We start from the raw sequence: 16,589 nt of genomic DNA, 5'->3' as shown, positions 1-16,589 counted from the left end.
GTCACCCCCCGTAGAAACAACGGCGACGCACGTCTTCAATGTGGGTCATCGCCTCATGTGCGTGTTGCTTCAATGTGATACAGCGTTCGTGAAACAGACTGGCCGCGGTGCCACTCCATTGCGGCATCGTGTTCGATGCGGTGGCTTGCACTACCGCTTCCATAGCCTGTTGCACTGCAGCGAACGTGCCGTTGGCGGCTTGACGCACGCGTGCCACTTCGCTGTGGCATACGCAAGCACCGTCGCCAGCGGATGTTAATCCGCTGCTCGTGGATGCAGTCTCACTGGGCTGTTGCTTGACTGTATCGGCAAGTGTGTGTTGAGGAAACCATGCATTGACCATGGTTCCATTGCACGCCATGCCGCATTGAAAATCCAGTCACGCCGGGTCATGTGGAAAACCAAGTCGCCGGGCACGGCTATGTGCATAAACACATGTCGCATGCACACTATGCGTTCGACAATCTGCAATCCGGCTTGCGGACTGGACATGCCGTGTTTCGCCGCTTCAGCCGCTGCTCGTTGTGCCGGTTGGGCTGGTGCCGGTTAGCGTGACGCCTGTTATGGTTGCGCCCTCGGACTGTGCGTGGGTACGCCGTCCTTCAGGGCGGCGGGGAAACGCGCTTAGTCCGGTCTGTTCTGGTGTTCGATGTACTTCCTGAGCGTTGCCAGAGGAGCGCCCCCTGCGGTTCCGGCGTAGTAGCTGCCGGACCAGAGGCGTTGGGCGCGCCAGTAATGCTTGGCGAGTTCGGGGTAGTCTCGTCTCATGTAGCGGCTTGATACTCCCTTGAGGCTGTTGACGAGCTTGCTGACCTGCGTGGTCGGGGTGAGGTTGACGAGCAGATGCACGTGGTCGGTTTCTCCGTTGAACTCCTCCAGACGGCATCCGAAGTCGTCGCATACGTCATGGAAGATGCGTTCGAGCGCGCGCAGGTGCTGGTCGGTGAAGACCTTGTGCCGGTATTTCGTGACGAAAACCAAATGAACGTGCATGTCAAAGACACAGTGTCGTCCCTTGCGTATTTCACTGTCGTTACTCATGCAACCAATTCTACCATGTGGTATGATGGGAACCATGGGCACGACCATGAAACGGTACGACTACCGCGCCTGTCCCACCGGCAAGCAGGCCGATGCGCTGGCGCGCCAGTTCGGCTGCTGCCGGTTCGTGTACAACGCATTCATCAAGGAACGTTCCTACAGGTACCGGCACGGCGGCGTGAACCTGACCGCAGTGCAGTTCGCCAAGGAACTCACCGAACTCAAGACCACGCCTGACCGGCGTTGGCTGGCGGACGTGAGCGTCGTGCCGTTGCAGCAGGCGATACGGCATGCTGACGCGGCGTACAGGAATTTCTTCCGCGGTTGTGAAACCGGCCGCAACGTCGGCTATCCGCGGTTCAAGTCGAAACACGGCACGCAATCCGCCGAGTACACCAAAAGCGCCCGCTTCAAGATACAGCACCAAAAGGGCGCGAAATGGGCATACCTGACGTTGCCGAAAGTCGGACGGCTCAAGTTCCGTTGGAGCCGTGACCTGCCCAGCGTCCCCAAGAGCGTGACCGTTCTCAAACGCCCCAACGGCGACTACCATGTGAGCTTCCCCGTGGAAGCGCCCATCCTCCCCGCGCCGCAACCGGCCCACGAGGCGTGCGGCATCGACCTCGGGGTAGCATCCTTGGCGGTGGTGCGCGCGTCGGACGGTACCGGCTACACCGTGGAGCATCCCCGGCTCATGCGACATGCACAGCGCAAGCTCTCCAGATTGCAGCGCAAACTTTCCCGCCAGAAGAAAGGTTCGAACCGGTACAGAAAAACCCGACACGCCATCGCCAGGACCCATCAGCACATGCGGGACAAGCGCCTTGACCTGTTGACCAAGACCGCCAAGCAAGTGACCGACGAAAACCAAGCGGTCGCCCTTGAAACGTTGAGCGTCAAGAACATGGTCAGACGCGCCAATCCGAAACCCGGTCCAGACAGGCCCGGCCAATGGTCGCCCAACCGACGCAAGGCCAAGGCGGGGCTCAACCGCTCCATCCTCGATGCCGGATGGGGCACCCTTGTACGACTTATCGAACAGATGGGCATGGAGAAAGGTCGCGACATCCGCAAAATCGGCAGGTGGGCGGCAACCAGCCAGACCTGCTGTGTATGCCACACGCGCGACGGCAGGAAACCATTGGCGGTACGCGAATGGGACTGCCCCACATGCGGCGCGCACCTCGACCGGGATGCGAACGCCGCTGTCAACATCATGCTCGCCGCAGGGCTTGCGGAGAGCCTAAACGCCCGTGGAGGGGCCGTGAACCGGAGACTGGCACAAGCCAATCTTGCCGGAAACACCCCAATGGAAGCGGGAACCCACCGAACCGTTGTCCTTCATTAAGGACAGCGTGGTAGGAATCTCCGGCGCTCACGCCGGAGAGGAAGTCAATCACCACGGCTTGACTTGGCTGTCCGATCCCGTCTGGTTCGTCGACGGAGTGCTGTCGCCCTTGGGCTGGTCCTGCTGGCCGTTTTGCTGCAGCAGCTGCTCGATTTGCTGGCGTTGCTCCTCACTCAACGATGGTTGTGACGACGTGGCTCCGTCGGCATTGTTCGACGTGTTGTTGTTTGCGGCGTCCTGCTGGGCCAGCGCCTCGTTAATGCGTTTGGTCAGTTCCTGTGACAGCTTGGCGTTCGTGTCCACAGCCGTGGCGACCGGGGGAGTCAACAGCGCGTTCATATGGTGCGCTGTGGCGAACTGGTCATCGGTTTGTTGCTGACGCACTTTGAGCGTGTTGAGATTCGCCGCCGGATCAGCCGCGTCCTTCAGATTGCGTTCCAACGATGCCGTGGCCTGATTGTAGGTGTATACGGCCGTCACATTGACCAATGCGAGCGCGGCGAGTACGGCGCATGCCACAGCCAAAACTATCATCAGGAGGCGCACGGCCAATGGCGTACGTCGCGTCACCATTGGTGGGGTGTCTGTAAACAGGTCTGTTGTCGAGTCTGTTGTTGTGCTGGTATGGCGCTGTGGCTTTGTGTTGCGGCTCATAGCATCCTCCTTGAGGTGGCCAACCATGCGGCGGCTTCCCAGGCGAGCAGCGCGACGAGCGCGATCGAGAACGGCCATACCAACGGTGTGATACGCGTGTGGGCACGTTGCGTTTCCTCCACGCGCCACTGGTTTGATTGGGCCGCAATCTGCGAGTCGGCCGCTGTCGTGTTCGCGTCAAGGAACACAGCTTTGCCGCTCAGCTCATCAGCCAGATTGTCAATTTGGGTACGGTCAAGTTTGGAAATGCCCGGCTCTCCCGTGGACGGGTCGATCACCCACTCGCCGTCCGCAGCGGGTTGCGATTGGGGAATAGTGCCGCCTTCATCGGATCCCACGCCGATCACGCACGCGTCGTCAACAAACTGCCGTAACGAGGAAAACGTGCGTCGCGTGGTGGGTGTCGTCTGCTCGCCGTCCGTAATCACGTACAGCAGCAGCCGGTCATCCGGGTGTTCATCATGAATGGATTTCAGTGTCACCAACAATCGGTCGAGCGCGGCGTCCATCGAAGAACCCGACGAACTGGACGTGCTTTCCGTATGCAATGAACGCGCCCACTGGTCCACGGCACGTGTATCAGGCGTCAATGGCAAATCCAACGTGCCCGTCGCACCAAAACTCACGGCGGCGAAACTTGAATTCGGATACAACTTCGTGATGTCGGCAATGGCTGATTGTGCGGCTTCAAGACGGCTCACCGTTTGCGACGAACCATACTGAGCGTCGTGCACGCCCATGGAACCCGTAATGTCGGTGGCAATGACCACATCCGTGGCGCTGATCGCACGCGACACGGTAGGTGTGGCGATGGCCGGGGTCAGCGCACAAATCGCCAACACCACGCAGATGAGCACACGGCGCACGCACGCCACGAGGGTTTCATCACTCGTGGTACGCCGGCGCGCATGCACCACGATGGCCGCTATCGCGAACGCGACCATGACAGCTGCCAGTATGATGCCGACAGGCCAGCCCAATGCCGGGGCAAACGTGAACGAACTCATCGCCTCAACCTCCATGCCACGAGCATCCAACCGGCCACCAGCACGATCAGCGCCAACGTCCACCAGCCAGGCGCATCCACCACGGCCGCCTTGTTGCGCAACTCGACCTCATGCACCTGCTGCTCATTGATCTGGCGTACAAGCGCATCGACCGATGTGGCATCGGACTGGCGCAAGAACGTGCCACCATGCGATTCAATCAGCCGTTCCATATCCACCGTGGTGGCGTCTTTCTCACTCGATTGCGGCCCTGAATACAACCCTTCCACGGCAATGTTGGCTTTTGACGTCAAATCCAACGCTTGCGCAAGCGAATACGTTTCCTTGCCCGACACCACATTGTCGGTGGCCAACACGATCGACGCTTCACGCCGCGCACGCTCCTGTGCAGTGGTCGAATAGGTGAATCCGGGCAACATGGCCGCGCATGACACGAGCCCGTCACCAATCAAACTGGTGGCGTTAGGGATGTTCTGTGTGCCATCCAACCAGTCGGACACGTCCTGATACTGCTGGTCCGACATATCATCAATCGTCTGCTGCGACTCCACACCTTTCAACACGTCACTGGCATGAGTCAACTGTTGCGACACAAGTTCATAATCATCAGTCAACGGAAACACGGTGCGCGACGTGGAATTGAAAATGCTCAACCCGATGCGCTCACCCTGAAAATGCTTGACAAGTTCACGATACGTGTCAATGACCTCATGGTCATAAGGCAACGTGGAACCCGACACATCCAAACACAACACAATGTCACGGTTGCCTTGCCGTTCGGTTTGCGAATCCACAGTGCCAGGACGGCCCACCAACACGCAAGCCGCAATCACGACGAACGCCAGCAACAGGGCGCCGACACGGTTCCACACGCGCCAGCGGCGCATGGCGGCCGACGCATGTTCGCCCGCCAAATCCTCATGCAAATCGTAGACCGCTGCCGCTTCGGGGGAGACCTCATGCCGCCGTGTGACGAGCCATGCCACAATCAATGCAGCCACGATTACAAGGGCGGCAATAGCAATGGCCAAAGGCCAACGCCAACTCAACATGTCAACGCCACCTTTCCACAAGACGGGCCACCCAAGCCGCCGCATCCTCAACGCTCACATCATCCGAGGCGGACGCGAACTCGGGCGGATAGATGCCGGCAATAGTCTGACGCAACAACTCCCAGTTCGTCGAGTCGTCCGCATATTTCGCAGCCGTCAAATCAGCCAACGTCTGTGAAGAAACAGGCCTGCCGGACGCGGCCGACGCATACGCGCGCGCAATCTCACTGAGCTTGACAAACGCTTCATCCCGACTCAACTCGCCTTGCTCATAGCGTTTCGTAACCGCATCAATGCGACGCAACCATTCATGCTGCGAACCGGTCGCATGCGCACCCGACGGGACGGCCTTACGCACGCGACGTGGACGCCACAAGCGCACCACCACCACAATCAACACCGCCATCACCACGAGCGCCACAACCGCCACCGTGACCAACGACGTGGCCTGCAACGGACCCAACGGTACGAGCTGGTCAACGTCAAGCGCATACCCTTGTGCCCTCATGACAACCGCGCCCCTTCCTTCACCGTGCGTGCGCTGGCGCCGGATTGTGCATGACTGCGGACAGCGGATGCGCCAGGCAGTAATGAAACGCCCCCAACATGATGCGGCTGGGCGCTCGCAATGATTTTGACGAGCGCATGGAACATCGCATCACTCGATGCCGCATGCACCAAGGTGGCACCTACAGCCGTGAGCTGTTGTTTGAGTTCATGTATCAGGAATGAGCGGTGCGTCGCCACTTCTTTGGCATTGGCGGCGGAACGCAGGAACGCAGGGATTCGACGGCCCGAACGACCGTCCACAATCGGGACTGACGGTTTGGACGCTACCGGCTGGGCGTCAAACGGATTGATCGTGCCCACATCAATAATCATCAGCGGATGCGTGCGCGCAATCCGACGCAGATTGACATGTTGCTCATGCGTCAACGCATGGTCATCCGTGGCCAACACCAGCAGACAGTGACGGTCGCGCACATGCGAAGCGAAATCAAGCAACGCATCGATATTGCGCGACTCGTGCCAATCGCGGTCCAACGCGTCATCAAGCACACGCTCAAACTGGGGCAGGCCCCCATGGAACGGCATGCGCGTAATCGACTTCGCATCACCAAACACCAACGAGACCTCATCGGAACGGCGCAATGACAAAGCGGCAACCATACACAACGCGTTTGCAGCGACCTGCCAGGCGCGCTCGCCTGAAGGACACGTCGCATTCATGGGGGCGCCGATATCCATGAGCATGACCACACGGCTGCTCGCATTGCGTTCACGTTGCACAAGCATCGGCCGGCCATGACGTGCACTGATTTTCCAATCAATGGCACGCGCCTCATCACCCGCCTCATACGCGCGCACATCCATCAGATCATCAGTGCCCCCGCGACGCTGCGACACATGTTCACCTTCAATGACACCCAACGCCTTACGCACGGTGGGCAACGTCAGCGAAGACGCCAACGCGTCAATACGCCGGCGCACGATACGGGATGCTTGCGCCCCGGCATCCTCGGCGCTATGAGCCTGGGCGCGCGCGCCATGCCCGGTTGATGCGGCCTTGATCATGGAACCGGCACCACCTGCACAATCGAATCAATGATCTGATCAGCTTCAATACCATCCGCCAACGCTTCAAACGTCAACAGGATACGATGACGCAGCACCTCATGGGCGAAACGCTTGATGTCCTCGGGAATCACATAATCGCGGCCGGCCATCAACGCCGCCGCCTGACCGATACGGATAAACGCGATCGATGCACGCGGCGAAGCGCCCAAACGCACACGCGCCGACAACCCGTGAATCGGCTTGGGGCCGGCGCCACGCGACGTTTCGACCAAATCAACGGCATACTGCATGATTGCATCCGACACATGCACACGCTTGGCCGCACGGCACAAGAAGTCCACATCCTGAATCGAAATGACATCTTCTCGATCCATCTTCGGATCAACCACATCCGAACCGCGACGGGCCAGCATCTGCAACATCGCCACTTCCTGATCGGCGGTCGGATAGCTCATCACGGCCTTCATCATGAAACGGTCCATCTGGGCTTCGGGCAAATTGAACGTGCCCTCTTCCTCAATCGGATTCTGGGTGGCGATGACCATGAACGGACGCGGCAACATGATGCGTTCGCCGCCAATCGTCGTGGACCCTTCGGCCATGGCTTCCAGCATGGCCGACTGTGTCTTGGCATTGGCACGGTTGATTTCGTCGAGCAACACGAAATTGGCGTGAATCGGACCGATTTGCGTGGTGAAGCGTTGTGTCGAGAAATCAAAAACCTGCGTGCCGACCAGGTCCGACGGCATTAAATCCGGTGTGCACTGCACGCGGCGGAACGATCCCGACACGCTTGTGGCCAACGTTTGCGCGGCTGTGGTCTTGGCCAGGCCCGGCACCGACTCAATCAGGATATGGCCGCCGGCCACCATCGTGGTGATCAACGATTCACGCAATTCCTCCTGGCCGATCAATGCTTTGGAGAACCTACGACGAATATGGTCGGTCAACTGGTGTGCGCGTGCCACATCATGCTGGGTCAACGCGTCCGATGCACCGGGCGTGCTCGTGACGCGCGGATTCGTGGGGGCCGGGACGCCTGGCTGTGGGGCCGCGGAAATATCAGGAATGGATGACGGCATGGGCGATGCAGTGGCGCGCGGTGTGGAACGCGGGTCGCCGGACGGGCTCGGGGGAGTGGTCGGAGGGAACAATGCCATGGAAATCATCCTCGGATTCAAATTGCGGGTGTGCACATGCCAAAAACCATGCGCATCCCCTTTGCTATCAAGCGGTGTCTACGGAAAGGTGCGGCTGCAGGCGTCTTAAGAGTTACTACTGGACCCGTGGCGCACATGACCGGACGTACCGTCACATGATTGTAGCGGTTGGGGATGGGACGTGGGCTGCAAGCGCCAGTCAACGGGCGTGGCGCCAGCATTCTTGAGTGCTTCGTTGGCCCGGGAAAACGGGCGCGAGCCGAAGAAACCGCGTGAAGCGGACAACGGGGAAGGGTGCGGGGAGGCGATAATGGTGGCGTTCGTCAGCAATGGTGCCAACGACTGCGCGTTACGCCCCCAGAGAATGGCGACGAGCGGGAGCAGATTGCCATGCTCATCGGTACGGTTGTTCAACGCGCGGATCGCAGCCTCAGTGACCGGCTCCCAACCTTTGCCCTGATGACTGTTGGGTTTGCCGGCCTCAACCGTCAAACAGCGGTTGAGCAACATCACGCCTTGCTTGGTCCACGGTGTCAGATCGCCGGTGGGTGCCGGTTCGATGCCGAGGTCGGACTGCAGTTCCTTATAAATGTTGATCAGGCTCTTGGGCAGCGGATGCACGTCGGGCGCCGTGGAGAAACTCAACCCCACGGGGTGACCGGGCGTCGGATACGGATCTTGGCCCACAATCAGCACCTTGACCGAGTTGAACGGGATGCGGAACGCGCGCAAAATATTGGGGGCTGCAGGGAGGAAATGATGGCCTTGGGCCACTTGGTCGCGCAAAAAATCACCCATATGGTGGATTTGCGGTTCCACTGGGGCCAGCGCTTGAGCCCAGCCGGGATCCATCAGTTCATGCAACGGTTTGATTGCTGGTGTGCTCATGGTTACAGTACTGTACTTGACCGGCATGGCAAGTGACGTTCACACGGCCTGAGCCTTGTCCATGCAAAGCCGTGGCGCATGCTGGTTCTTCAAGCTGAAGCGGCAATGCGCGCTAGTGTCCACGGTGACGAAGTTCGACTCTGACGGCTGCCCAAGGTACACTCGACGTGGAATTGCTTCAATGGAAGGCGAGATATGGCACACAGCGACAAGGGTACGTACGATTCGTATGCGCAGGATGAGTTCGACAACCCTCCTGCAGGACCCATGGGTGTGCATCGTGGCAACCGGTCATTCGGAGCCCGTTACACGCCCCTGATCATCGTCCTTATTTTGGCTGCCGTGGCGGCCATCCTGTTCTGGAGTATTTATTCGGGAGAAGCCGCGAAAATCTTTAATGGCCGTTCCGACCATGCGGCCACAAGCACACAGACCGCGCAGACCACGCCTGCGGACGCAGCCGCCACGGATGCGTCATCGTCGGCAACGCCAAGCGAATCCGAGTCGGCGACGCCGAGCGAATCGGCCACCCCAGCGCAATCGGCATCGCCCTCCGAGTCGCCGTCTGAATCCCCGTCCGAGTCGCCCTCCGAGTCGCCAACTGATGTGGTGAACTACAACACGGGTGTCACCGTGATCAACGGCACAGGCATCTCGGGTTATGCGGCGCAAGAAACATCGAAGCTCAACACTGCAGGATTCACGAGCGTAACGCCGTCGAATCCGAACGGCGCCATCATGCCGGCCCAGTCGGAAGTGCAATACCAGACCGAGGCCGACCGCGCCACGGCTGAACAGGTCGCCGCCACGTTGGGCATCGCCACGGTCACCCAGGTCGAAGGCCTAGGCTCGCCAGTGGTAGTGATGTTGATACAATAAGCGCTCAGCCGGAGCTGGCAAACCGCCTCTTGCTGCTAGTGAGTCCCTGGCTTTGCGCAGCGTGAGCAAACCAGGGCCAATATCAGAGCCAATGATTGTGACAATGCCTTGCGTGAACAACGCAAGGCATTTTGCATAGGGCGTTATTGGGCATATTGACAGCGAACTTTCAGGCCGGCTGCTTACGATGCACGCAGATTCGACAAACCGCAGCGTTTCAAGCTCATACGGCCATGAAGGGTGTATGGGGCACCACAGGGTGTGTCCCATACGCAAGATGGTCTCATCAGCAACGCGCTGCGATGGGTTGGCACTCGACCAAGGAGAGTGCTAATCTGCCGAATTAGCACTCGAGGCGTGAGAGTGATAACCGGCAGCTGACGGCTGGTTGCTTTCCGTATCTTGAGTGGACAACATCCGTGTAGCCAGTGTGGAGGAACAATGGCAAAGATCATTGAATATGATGAGGAAGCCCGCCAGGGAATGCTCGCCGGCTTGGACAAGCTCGCCGACACCGTCAAGGTCACGCTCGGCCCCAAGGGCCGCAACGTGGTGCTCGACAAGACCTATGGTGCGCCGACCATCACCAATGATGGCGTGTCCATCGCCAAGGAAATCGACCTTGAAGATCCGTTCGAGCGCATCGGCGCCGAGCTCGTCAAGGAAGTCGCCAAGAAGACCGATGACGTCGCAGGTGACGGCACCACGACTGCTACCGTGCTCGCTCAGGCTCTCGTGCACGAAGGTCTGAAGAACGTGGTCGCCGGTTCCAACCCGATCGCATTGCGCCGTGGCATTGAGAAGGCTTCCGACGCCATCGTCAAGCAGCTCGTCAAGTCCGCCAAGCCTGTGGAAACCAAGGAGCAGATCGCTGCCACCGCAACGATTTCGGCTGCTGACCCCGAGGTTGGCGAGAAGATTGCCGAAGCGCTCGACAAGGTCGGCCAGGATGGCGTCGTGACCGTGGAAGACAACAATCGTTTCGGCCTGGACCTCGAGTTCACCGAAGGTATGCGCTTCGACAAGGGCTACATCTCCCCGTACTTCGTGACCAACGCTGAGGATCAGACGGCTGTGCTCGACGATCCGTACATCCTGATGACCTCGAGCAAGGTCTCGTCGCAGCAGGACGTGGTGCACATCGCCGAGCTCGTCATGAAGACGGGCAAGCCGCTGCTGATCATCGCCGAGGATGTGGATGGCGAGGCTCTGCCGACGTTGATCCTGAACAACATCCGTGGCACGTTCAAGTCCTGCGCTGTCAAGGCTCCGGGCTTTGGCGATCGCCGCAAGGCCATGCTGCAGGATATGGCAGTGCTCACGGGCGGCCAGGTCGTGTCCGAGGAACTGGGCCTGAAGCTCGACTCCATCGACCTGTCGGTGCTGGGCCAGGCCAAGAAGGTCATCGTTTCCAAGGATGAGACGACCATCGTGTCGGGCGCTGGCTCGAAGGAAGACGTGGACGCTCGCGTGGCTCAGATCCGCGCCGAGCTCGAGAACACCGATTCCGACTACGACCGTGAGAAGCTGCAGGAGCGTCTTGCCAAGCTCGCCGGTGGCGTGGCCGTGATCAAGGTTGGCGCTGCCACCGAAGTTGAGGCCAAGGAACGCAAGCACCGCATCGAGGATGCTGTGCGCAACGCCAAGGCCGCCATTGAGGAAGGCCTCGTGCCTGGCGGCGGTGTGGCTCTGGTCCAGGCCGCTGAGGTCGTGGAGAAGGACGTCAACCTCGAAGGTGACGAAGCCACGGGCGCCGCCATCGTGTTCCGCGGCATCAACGCTCCGCTCAAGCAGATTGCCGACAACGCCGGCCTGTCGGGCGACGTGGTGCTCGACAAGGTGCGCGCACTGCCTGAAGGTGAAGGCTTCAACGCCGCCACCGACCAGTATGAGGACCTGATGAAGGCCGGTGTCACCGACCCGGTCAAGGTGACGCGCTCCGCTCTGCAGAACGCCGCCTCCATCGCCGGCCTGTTCCTGACCACCGAAGCTGTGGTGGCCAACAAGCCGGAACCGCCGGCAGCCGCTCCGGCCCAGGACATGGGCTACTGATAGACGCGTAAACCGCGTGTGGCGCTGAACTGCAGGTGTCGGTCACAGTTGTGTGACACTTGGGTTCACATGCCACGCGGTGTATGACTATCCATACGAGATCGCCCCCACTTGGCAACAGGTGGGGGCGATTTCGTATGGTTCATCAACATACAGCAATCAGTACTATGCGCATGCAGGGCAGCCTGATGCGCATCATATGCCCCGAATGCCATGCAACTGTGCATGACGGGGCCGTTGTCTTGTTCATGATGCGACAGGGTTTACGAAGCGAACAGTCGCGTCGCTTGGCTTTCGGCGTCGGCATAGAGCGTGGAGGCTTGTGCCATGGCGCGCTGGATTGATTCCAATGACTGTTCCATTTGCTGTTGCGCGGCCCTCCACTGCGCGATGACCGAAGCGAACTGCGATGATGCGGAACCATGCCACACTTCTTGCAGACCGTTGAGATTCGTGACCATGCCTTGCACTGCCTGCCGGATTTGGCTGACCGACGAGCATACGGCCGAGCTTGAGGATTGGATGCGCTCCGAATCCACTTGATACTGTGCCATGGTGGCCTCCCTTCCGATCGAGACACGTGAGCATGCATGGAGCCGAGCTTCGCGCATGGCGACTCATGCCTTACCATGCTGTTGCGCACATGTGTCACGAAATGACTGTGTTGTGGCGGCCGGCGAAGTCCCGGACCGTCCACTACTCTGAACTTATGGCATTTTTTGCACACAAACCAGCCCAGACAGATGTTGTGGAGAACGAAGCGATGCATCCACATTTACGATCGCGCTTGACAACGCGAATCAGTCATGCTGCCGCTGCGGCACTCACGGTGACATTGGCGCTCTGCATGCTGTGGCTACCCAGTACAGCCGTGATACAGCCGTCCACAGCGTGGGCTGATGATCCGCAGCCGGCACAAACCTCGCAGCCCAACCAGTCTCCTGATGCAGCATCTCCATCATCCTCAAGCGATTCCACCGCGGAACCCGTTGACTCGGCTTCCGCCCAAGCCCAGAACTCCGAAAGCTATATCACTGATACGCCGAATTTGCTGGGCGACCATCTGTCTGAAGTGTCCGATGCCATCGCAGCCACGAAACAGGAAACCGGTGTGACAGTGCGCCTGCTGTATCTGGATTCGTTCAATACGACCGAAAGCGCGGAACAATGGGCTTCGTCTCTGCTGGCCAGCCTTAACCCGGCTCCCAACACTGTGATGCTGGCCGTAGCGGCCAATGACGGCAACCTCGTGGTGGTGGTATCACCGAATTCCGATGAATGGTTGCGCAAGCAAAGCACGGTGGATGATTTGTCGGATGCGGCCATCAAACCCATTGTGGATGCGAACTCGGGCAATGGCCCTGATTGGGCGCAATCGGCCTTGTCGCTGATGGCAGCGATCAAGACGGCCAAAGACACCTCCACAGCGCATTCCTCAGTGTCGGCCGGCATTGTGGTACTGATCGTGATTATTGTGCTGCTGTTGGTTCTGGCCATTGTCATGATTTGGTGGCGCAAGACGCACAAGCCGCGCCGCAAGAGCCGCCATTCACGCCGTGCCGCCGAAGAGCGCTGGTATGAAAGCATTGCCGAATCACGGCAAAAGGCTCACGCCCACCGCCGCCATCGCGAAGCCAAAGAAGCCAAAGAATCCAAGAAATCTAAGGAATCCAAGGAATCCAAGGACCCCGAGGAACTTGAGGAATCCGAGTCAAGCCGAACCGGACAATCGGCGCAAGACACGAGCCCTGCCGAGCCTGTGGACCCCTCGGATACATTCTGCGCCAGCACCACTGCCTCAGGCGGTGGCGAATGACGGCGAATAGTTGCGTCCGTTGCTCAACGCATGACCTTGCGAATCCAGTAGGCATTCAGGAAACGTTCAGAGTAGGGGAGAACACTGGGAACCATGAGCAAACCAATTGAAGCAACCATCGTCGTCGTCGATGACGAACCCTCGATCCGTGAACTGCTGGTCGCATCGCTGCACTTCGCAGGCTATGAGGTCGAGACGGCAGGCTCGGGCTCCGAGGCCATCGAGGTCATCGAACGCACACAACCCGATCTGATTATCCTCGATGTGATGCTGCCTGATATTGACGGTTTCACAGTCACGCGTCGCATCCGCCAAGAAGGTATCGACGCCCCCGTGCTATTCCTCACCGCCCGCGATGACACGCAAGACAAGGTCATGGGCCTGACCGTAGGCGGCGACGATTACGTCACCAAGCCGTTTAGCTTGGAAGAGGTTGTGGCCCGTATCCGTGCGATTTTGCGCCGTACACGTGAGCAGGTTGAAGACGACCCGATCATTCGTGTGGGCGATCTGGAAATCAACGAGGATTCGCATGACGTCACGCGCGCCGGAAAGCCCATCGATTTGAGCCCCACCGAATACAAGCTGCTGTGCTATCTGATGGACAATGAGGGTCGTGTGCTGTCCAAAGCGCAAATCCTTGATCATGTCTGGCAATATGATTGGGGCGGCGACGCCGCCATCGTGGAATCCTACATCTCCTATCTGCGTAAGAAGGTTGATGACATCACGGTGGAAGACGAGGACGGCACCACGCATAAAGTGCAGCCGCTGATTGAAACCAAACGCGGCATCGGCTACATGATTCGCGCGCCCAAGAACTGAACAGCCGTGACGGAGCCGGACCCCACGAGGTTCCGCACCATCACGCGATAACCAGTTGGCATGCCGTCTGCTTGCGCAAGGTGGTTTGGTGGATACCCCCTGCAAACAGACGGCACAACCATACATATGGAACAAATGGAACCCGGATGCGGGCTTGACATCAAGGAGATTGAACAGGCGCATGGTCAGTGTTCTCGACAACGGTCCCTCCCCATCCCGCGGCTCCGCACAGCAGGGTAGCCCCAAGCAACGTTCCACCACACCGCAGGCCGCGTCCAACCACGCCGCCAACAGCGCCACGAGCGACCCCGTTCCAAGCGTGACCGCCAGTTCCGCCAGCTCGGCCAGTAGCGCGCCTGCGAATCCCACCAAGGCCGACAGCCCCACCGCCCCCACCAACTCTGCGCCACGAGACGATACCAACAATGCGCACACAGGCCAAAACAATCCGCTGGCGACTGGAGTCAAAAAACTCAACGCGAAATATGTCGACGGTTTTTCGTTGAGCACCAAACTGGTATCAATCATCATTGTGCTGCTGACCGTCGGCACCGTGGGCATCACGATTTCATTGCGCCAGCTACTGAGCAACTATCTGATGGACAAAACCGATTCGCAGCTCGTGCAGCAGGCGGAACTCGTATTCAAAAACACCGACATTTTGAACAACAACCTCAACTCGAGCAACGGTCTGACCACGTATTACGTCAAGGCTTACAACAAGCTGGACGACCATTCGGCCACGCTGTTGCAACCCGTGTTCAAAAATGGTGTGATTTCAAGCCCCGACCTTCCCGATGACGGCTCGTTGGACGGTCATAAGCTCGGCGTTCCCTGGACGGCTCCATCCCGCGTCACGCTCGAAGATCCGGCCACTGTGCCCGACTATGCCACACTCAAGATGGCTGAGGCACCTTGGCGTGTGGTCGCCATGCGGTGGATGAACAAGACCAACTCGGGATCGATGCAGGATCTCGGCATCGTCTACATCGGCTTGTCACTCAACTCGCAGATTGACATGGTCGACACGTTGACGAAGTTCTGTGTGCTTGTGGGCATCGCCGTGGTGCTGTTGGGCGGCGTGATCAGCGCCGTGGCCGTACAGCATACGCTCGAGCCGCTCAAACGCATTGAAAAGAAAGCCGCGCTGATTGCCGGCGGCGATTTGACCCAGCGTATCGATACTGCTCCCGTCAACACGGAAGTTGGTTCGTTGGCACGTTCGCTGAACATCATGTTGATGAAAGTGGAACGTTCGTTCCGCCAGCAGCAGGCGACGACCGACAAGATGAAACGTTTCGTGTCCGACGCGAGTCACGAGTTGCGCACGCCACTTGCCGCGATTCATGGTTATGCCGAGCTGTACAAGATGCAGCGTGACATGCCCGGAGCGTTGGAACGTGCCGACGTGTCGATTGAACATATTGAAGCGTCGTCGTCGCGTATGACACTGCTCGTCGAGGACCTGCTGTCGTTGGCCCGGCTTGACGAGGGGCGTGGCATTTCGGTTGATCAAACGGTCAAACTGTGTAGCGTGTTGCGTGATTCGCTCGACGATTTGCATGCGTTGGATCCCGAACGCAAGGTTTCCACGGGTGTGTTGACGTTGGGTCCGGATTTGTACAACGGGCAACCTCCTGCATTGAAAGAACAGCCCGAGCCGCTGCCGGACCTGACGATTACGGGCGACCCAAACAAGTTGCGCCAGGTGATCACGAATATTGTGGGCAACATTCACCGCTACACGCCTTCCGATTCGCCGGTCGAGATTGCCGCCGGCACGATTGGTTTGGATATCAGTCCTAAGGATTTGCATGCGTTGCCGAGCGAACCCGCTTCATTGGAACGCATCTTGTTCGCCGCTTCCCAGTATCGGGAAGACAAGTTGGGTGTGCCGTACGCGTTCATCCGCATTGCCGACCACGGTCCCGGCGTGCCCGAAGAGTCGCAGGCCAAGATTTTTGAGCGCTTCTATACGGCGGATCCGTCGCGTGCGCGCCAGAAAGGCGGCACCGGTTTGGGTATGGCCATCGCCTATTCGGTAGTGCAGGCCCATTCCGGCTTCATTACGGCCACGACCACTCCCGGAGGGGGCCTTACGTTCCTGATTGTGCTGCCCGTCTCCCAGGATTTCCGCGAAGACAGTTCCGACGACCTGCTATTTTGACCAGAATATTTTCTTGATTCCTGACCAACCCACAGGGCATTATTCATCCCACATATCCGGGTGGTCGCATATCCTGCGCACCACCGCTGAAACGCAAGCCAACCGTAGTGCGGCATGTGGAA

General features: G+C 59.0%; 16 protein-coding genes. 6 read left to right on the top strand and 10 right to left on the bottom strand.

Annotated features, from left to right (window positions below):
* Position 1 precedes the first annotated feature (1 nt).
* Complete coding sequence (locus BGLCM_RS06225) at positions 2-343, bottom strand: hypothetical protein (RefSeq protein WP_044085058.1); 342 nt, start codon at positions 341-343, stop codon at positions 2-4.
* A gap of 281 nt (positions 344-624) precedes the next feature.
* Complete coding sequence (tnpA, locus tag BGLCM_RS06220) at positions 625-1,041, bottom strand: IS200/IS605 family transposase (RefSeq protein WP_006294854.1); 417 nt, start codon at positions 1,039-1,041, stop codon at positions 625-627.
* Positions 1,042-1,075: 34 nt separating this feature from the next.
* Between tnpA and BGLCM_RS06215 the strand changes: the two genes are divergently transcribed.
* The gene (locus tag BGLCM_RS06215) at positions 1,076-2,389 is read left to right on the top strand and encodes an RNA-guided endonuclease InsQ/TnpB family protein (RefSeq protein WP_044085057.1); all 1,314 of its coding nucleotides are present in this window, start codon (positions 1,076-1,078) and stop codon (positions 2,387-2,389) included.
* Between the two features lie 48 nt (positions 2,390-2,437).
* On the opposite strand, the gene BGLCM_RS06210 is transcribed toward BGLCM_RS06215, so the two are convergent.
* The 7 genes from BGLCM_RS06210 to BGLCM_RS06180 all read right to left on the bottom strand — a co-directional run bounded on the left by BGLCM_RS06210 (position 2,438) and on the right by BGLCM_RS06180 (position 8,728).
* Positions 2,438-3,043, bottom strand: a complete 606-nt coding sequence (locus BGLCM_RS06210) for a DUF6466 family protein (protein ID WP_052295102.1) — start codon at positions 3,041-3,043, stop codon at positions 2,438-2,440.
* Positions 3,040-4,050 (bottom strand): VWA domain-containing protein, encoded by a 1,011-nt coding sequence (locus BGLCM_RS06205; RefSeq protein WP_044085056.1) that lies wholly within the window; start codon positions 4,048-4,050, stop codon positions 3,040-3,042. The genes BGLCM_RS06210 and BGLCM_RS06205 overlap by 4 nt, the downstream gene beginning before the upstream one ends.
* Positions 4,047-5,102: a vWA domain-containing protein gene (locus tag BGLCM_RS06200; RefSeq protein WP_006294850.1), complete on the bottom strand. Its 1,056-nt coding sequence runs from the start codon at positions 5,100-5,102 to the stop codon at positions 4,047-4,049. The genes BGLCM_RS06205 and BGLCM_RS06200 overlap by 4 nt, the downstream gene beginning before the upstream one ends.
* A gap of 1 nt (position 5,103) precedes the next feature.
* The gene (locus BGLCM_RS06195) at positions 5,104-5,610 is read right to left on the bottom strand and encodes a hypothetical protein (RefSeq protein ID WP_006294849.1); all 507 of its coding nucleotides are present in this window, start codon (positions 5,608-5,610) and stop codon (positions 5,104-5,106) included.
* Positions 5,607-6,677, bottom strand: a complete 1,071-nt coding sequence (locus tag BGLCM_RS06190) for a DUF58 domain-containing protein (RefSeq protein WP_006294848.1) — start codon at positions 6,675-6,677, stop codon at positions 5,607-5,609. The genes BGLCM_RS06195 and BGLCM_RS06190 overlap by 4 nt, the downstream gene beginning before the upstream one ends.
* The gene (locus tag BGLCM_RS06185; RefSeq protein ID WP_006294846.1) at positions 6,674-7,762 is read right to left on the bottom strand and encodes an AAA family ATPase; all 1,089 of its coding nucleotides are present in this window, start codon (positions 7,760-7,762) and stop codon (positions 6,674-6,676) included. Before BGLCM_RS06185 ends, BGLCM_RS06190 begins: the two co-directional genes overlap by 4 nt.
* A gap of 183 nt (positions 7,763-7,945) precedes the next feature.
* The gene (locus tag BGLCM_RS06180; protein ID WP_081450389.1) at positions 7,946-8,728 is read right to left on the bottom strand and encodes a uracil-DNA glycosylase; all 783 of its coding nucleotides are present in this window, start codon (positions 8,726-8,728) and stop codon (positions 7,946-7,948) included.
* A gap of 195 nt (positions 8,729-8,923) precedes the next feature.
* On the opposite strand from BGLCM_RS06180, the gene BGLCM_RS06175 reads away from it, so the two are divergent.
* Together BGLCM_RS06175 and groL are read left to right on the top strand one after the other, a co-directional pair.
* The gene (locus BGLCM_RS06175) at positions 8,924-9,607 is read left to right on the top strand and encodes a LytR C-terminal domain-containing protein (protein WP_006294843.1); all 684 of its coding nucleotides are present in this window, start codon (positions 8,924-8,926) and stop codon (positions 9,605-9,607) included.
* A 441-nt stretch (positions 9,608-10,048) separates the two neighbouring features.
* Positions 10,049-11,659 (top strand): chaperonin GroEL, encoded by a 1,611-nt coding sequence (gene groL, locus BGLCM_RS06170; RefSeq protein WP_006294841.1) that lies wholly within the window; start codon positions 10,049-10,051, stop codon positions 11,657-11,659.
* Positions 11,660-11,922: 263 nt separating this feature from the next.
* On the opposite strand, the gene BGLCM_RS06165 is transcribed toward groL, so the two are convergent.
* Entirely contained in the window at positions 11,923-12,213 is a 291-nt protein-coding gene (locus BGLCM_RS06165) for a WXG100 family type VII secretion target (protein WP_006294840.1), read from the bottom strand.
* Between the two features lie 155 nt (positions 12,214-12,368).
* Here BGLCM_RS06165 and BGLCM_RS08080 point away from each other — a divergent pair, with 155 nt between their 5' ends.
* The 3 genes from BGLCM_RS08080 to BGLCM_RS06150 all read left to right on the top strand — a co-directional run bounded on the left by BGLCM_RS08080 (position 12,369) and on the right by BGLCM_RS06150 (position 16,467).
* A complete protein-coding gene (locus tag BGLCM_RS08080) occupies positions 12,369-13,475 on the top strand; it encodes a DUF6479 family protein (RefSeq protein ID WP_148401529.1) in 1,107 nt (368 codons plus the stop codon).
* A 93-nt stretch (positions 13,476-13,568) separates the two neighbouring features.
* Positions 13,569-14,300, top strand: a complete 732-nt coding sequence (locus BGLCM_RS06155) for a response regulator transcription factor (RefSeq protein WP_006294837.1) — start codon at positions 13,569-13,571, stop codon at positions 14,298-14,300.
* Between the two features lie 181 nt (positions 14,301-14,481).
* On the top strand, positions 14,482-16,467 hold the full coding sequence (locus tag BGLCM_RS06150) for a sensor histidine kinase (protein ID WP_006294834.1): 1,986 nt from the start codon (positions 14,482-14,484) through the stop codon (positions 16,465-16,467).
* Positions 16,468-16,589 lie beyond the last annotated feature (122 nt).

It is taken from the genome of Bifidobacterium gallicum DSM 20093 = LMG 11596, from assembly GCF_000741205.1.
Classification (GTDB): Bacteria; Actinomycetota; Actinomycetes; order Actinomycetales; family Bifidobacteriaceae; genus Bifidobacterium; species Bifidobacterium gallicum.
The sequence above is the reverse complement of the archived record's forward strand: the minus strand, read 5'-3'. Positions and strand labels throughout refer to the sequence as shown.

Coding starts and splice junctions, on each gene's coding strand:
- BGLCM_RS06225 (WP_044085058.1), bottom strand. CDS start 343: ATGGTCAATGCATGGTTTCCTCAACACACACTTGCCGATACAGTCAAG.
- tnpA (WP_006294854.1), bottom strand. CDS start 1,041: ATGAGTAACGACAGTGAAATACGCAAGGGACGACACTGTGTCTTTGAC.
- BGLCM_RS06215 (WP_044085057.1), top strand. CDS start 1,076: ATGGGCACGACCATGAAACGGTACGACTACCGCGCCTGTCCCACCGGC.
- BGLCM_RS06210 (WP_052295102.1), bottom strand. CDS start 3,043: ATGAGCCGCAACACAAAGCCACAGCGCCATACCAGCACAACAACAGAC.
- BGLCM_RS06205 (WP_044085056.1), bottom strand. CDS start 4,050: ATGAGTTCGTTCACGTTTGCCCCGGCATTGGGCTGGCCTGTCGGCATC.
- BGLCM_RS06200 (WP_006294850.1), bottom strand. CDS start 5,102: ATGTTGAGTTGGCGTTGGCCTTTGGCCATTGCTATTGCCGCCCTTGTA.
- BGLCM_RS06195 (WP_006294849.1), bottom strand. CDS start 5,610: ATGAGGGCACAAGGGTATGCGCTTGACGTTGACCAGCTCGTACCGTTG.
- BGLCM_RS06190 (WP_006294848.1), bottom strand. CDS start 6,677: ATGATCAAGGCCGCATCAACCGGGCATGGCGCGCGCGCCCAGGCTCAT.
- BGLCM_RS06185 (WP_006294846.1), bottom strand. CDS start 7,762: ATGCCGTCATCCATTCCTGATATTTCCGCGGCCCCACAGCCAGGCGTC.
- BGLCM_RS06180 (WP_081450389.1), bottom strand. CDS start 8,728: ATGAGCACACCAGCAATCAAACCGTTGCATGAACTGATGGATCCCGGC.
- BGLCM_RS06175 (WP_006294843.1), top strand. CDS start 8,924: ATGGCACACAGCGACAAGGGTACGTACGATTCGTATGCGCAGGATGAG.
- groL (WP_006294841.1), top strand. CDS start 10,049: ATGGCAAAGATCATTGAATATGATGAGGAAGCCCGCCAGGGAATGCTC.
- BGLCM_RS06165 (WP_006294840.1), bottom strand. CDS start 12,213: ATGGCACAGTATCAAGTGGATTCGGAGCGCATCCAATCCTCAAGCTCG.
- BGLCM_RS08080 (WP_148401529.1), top strand. CDS start 12,369: ATGGCATTTTTTGCACACAAACCAGCCCAGACAGATGTTGTGGAGAAC.
- BGLCM_RS06155 (WP_006294837.1), top strand. CDS start 13,569: ATGAGCAAACCAATTGAAGCAACCATCGTCGTCGTCGATGACGAACCC.
- BGLCM_RS06150 (WP_006294834.1), top strand. CDS start 14,482: ATGGTCAGTGTTCTCGACAACGGTCCCTCCCCATCCCGCGGCTCCGCA.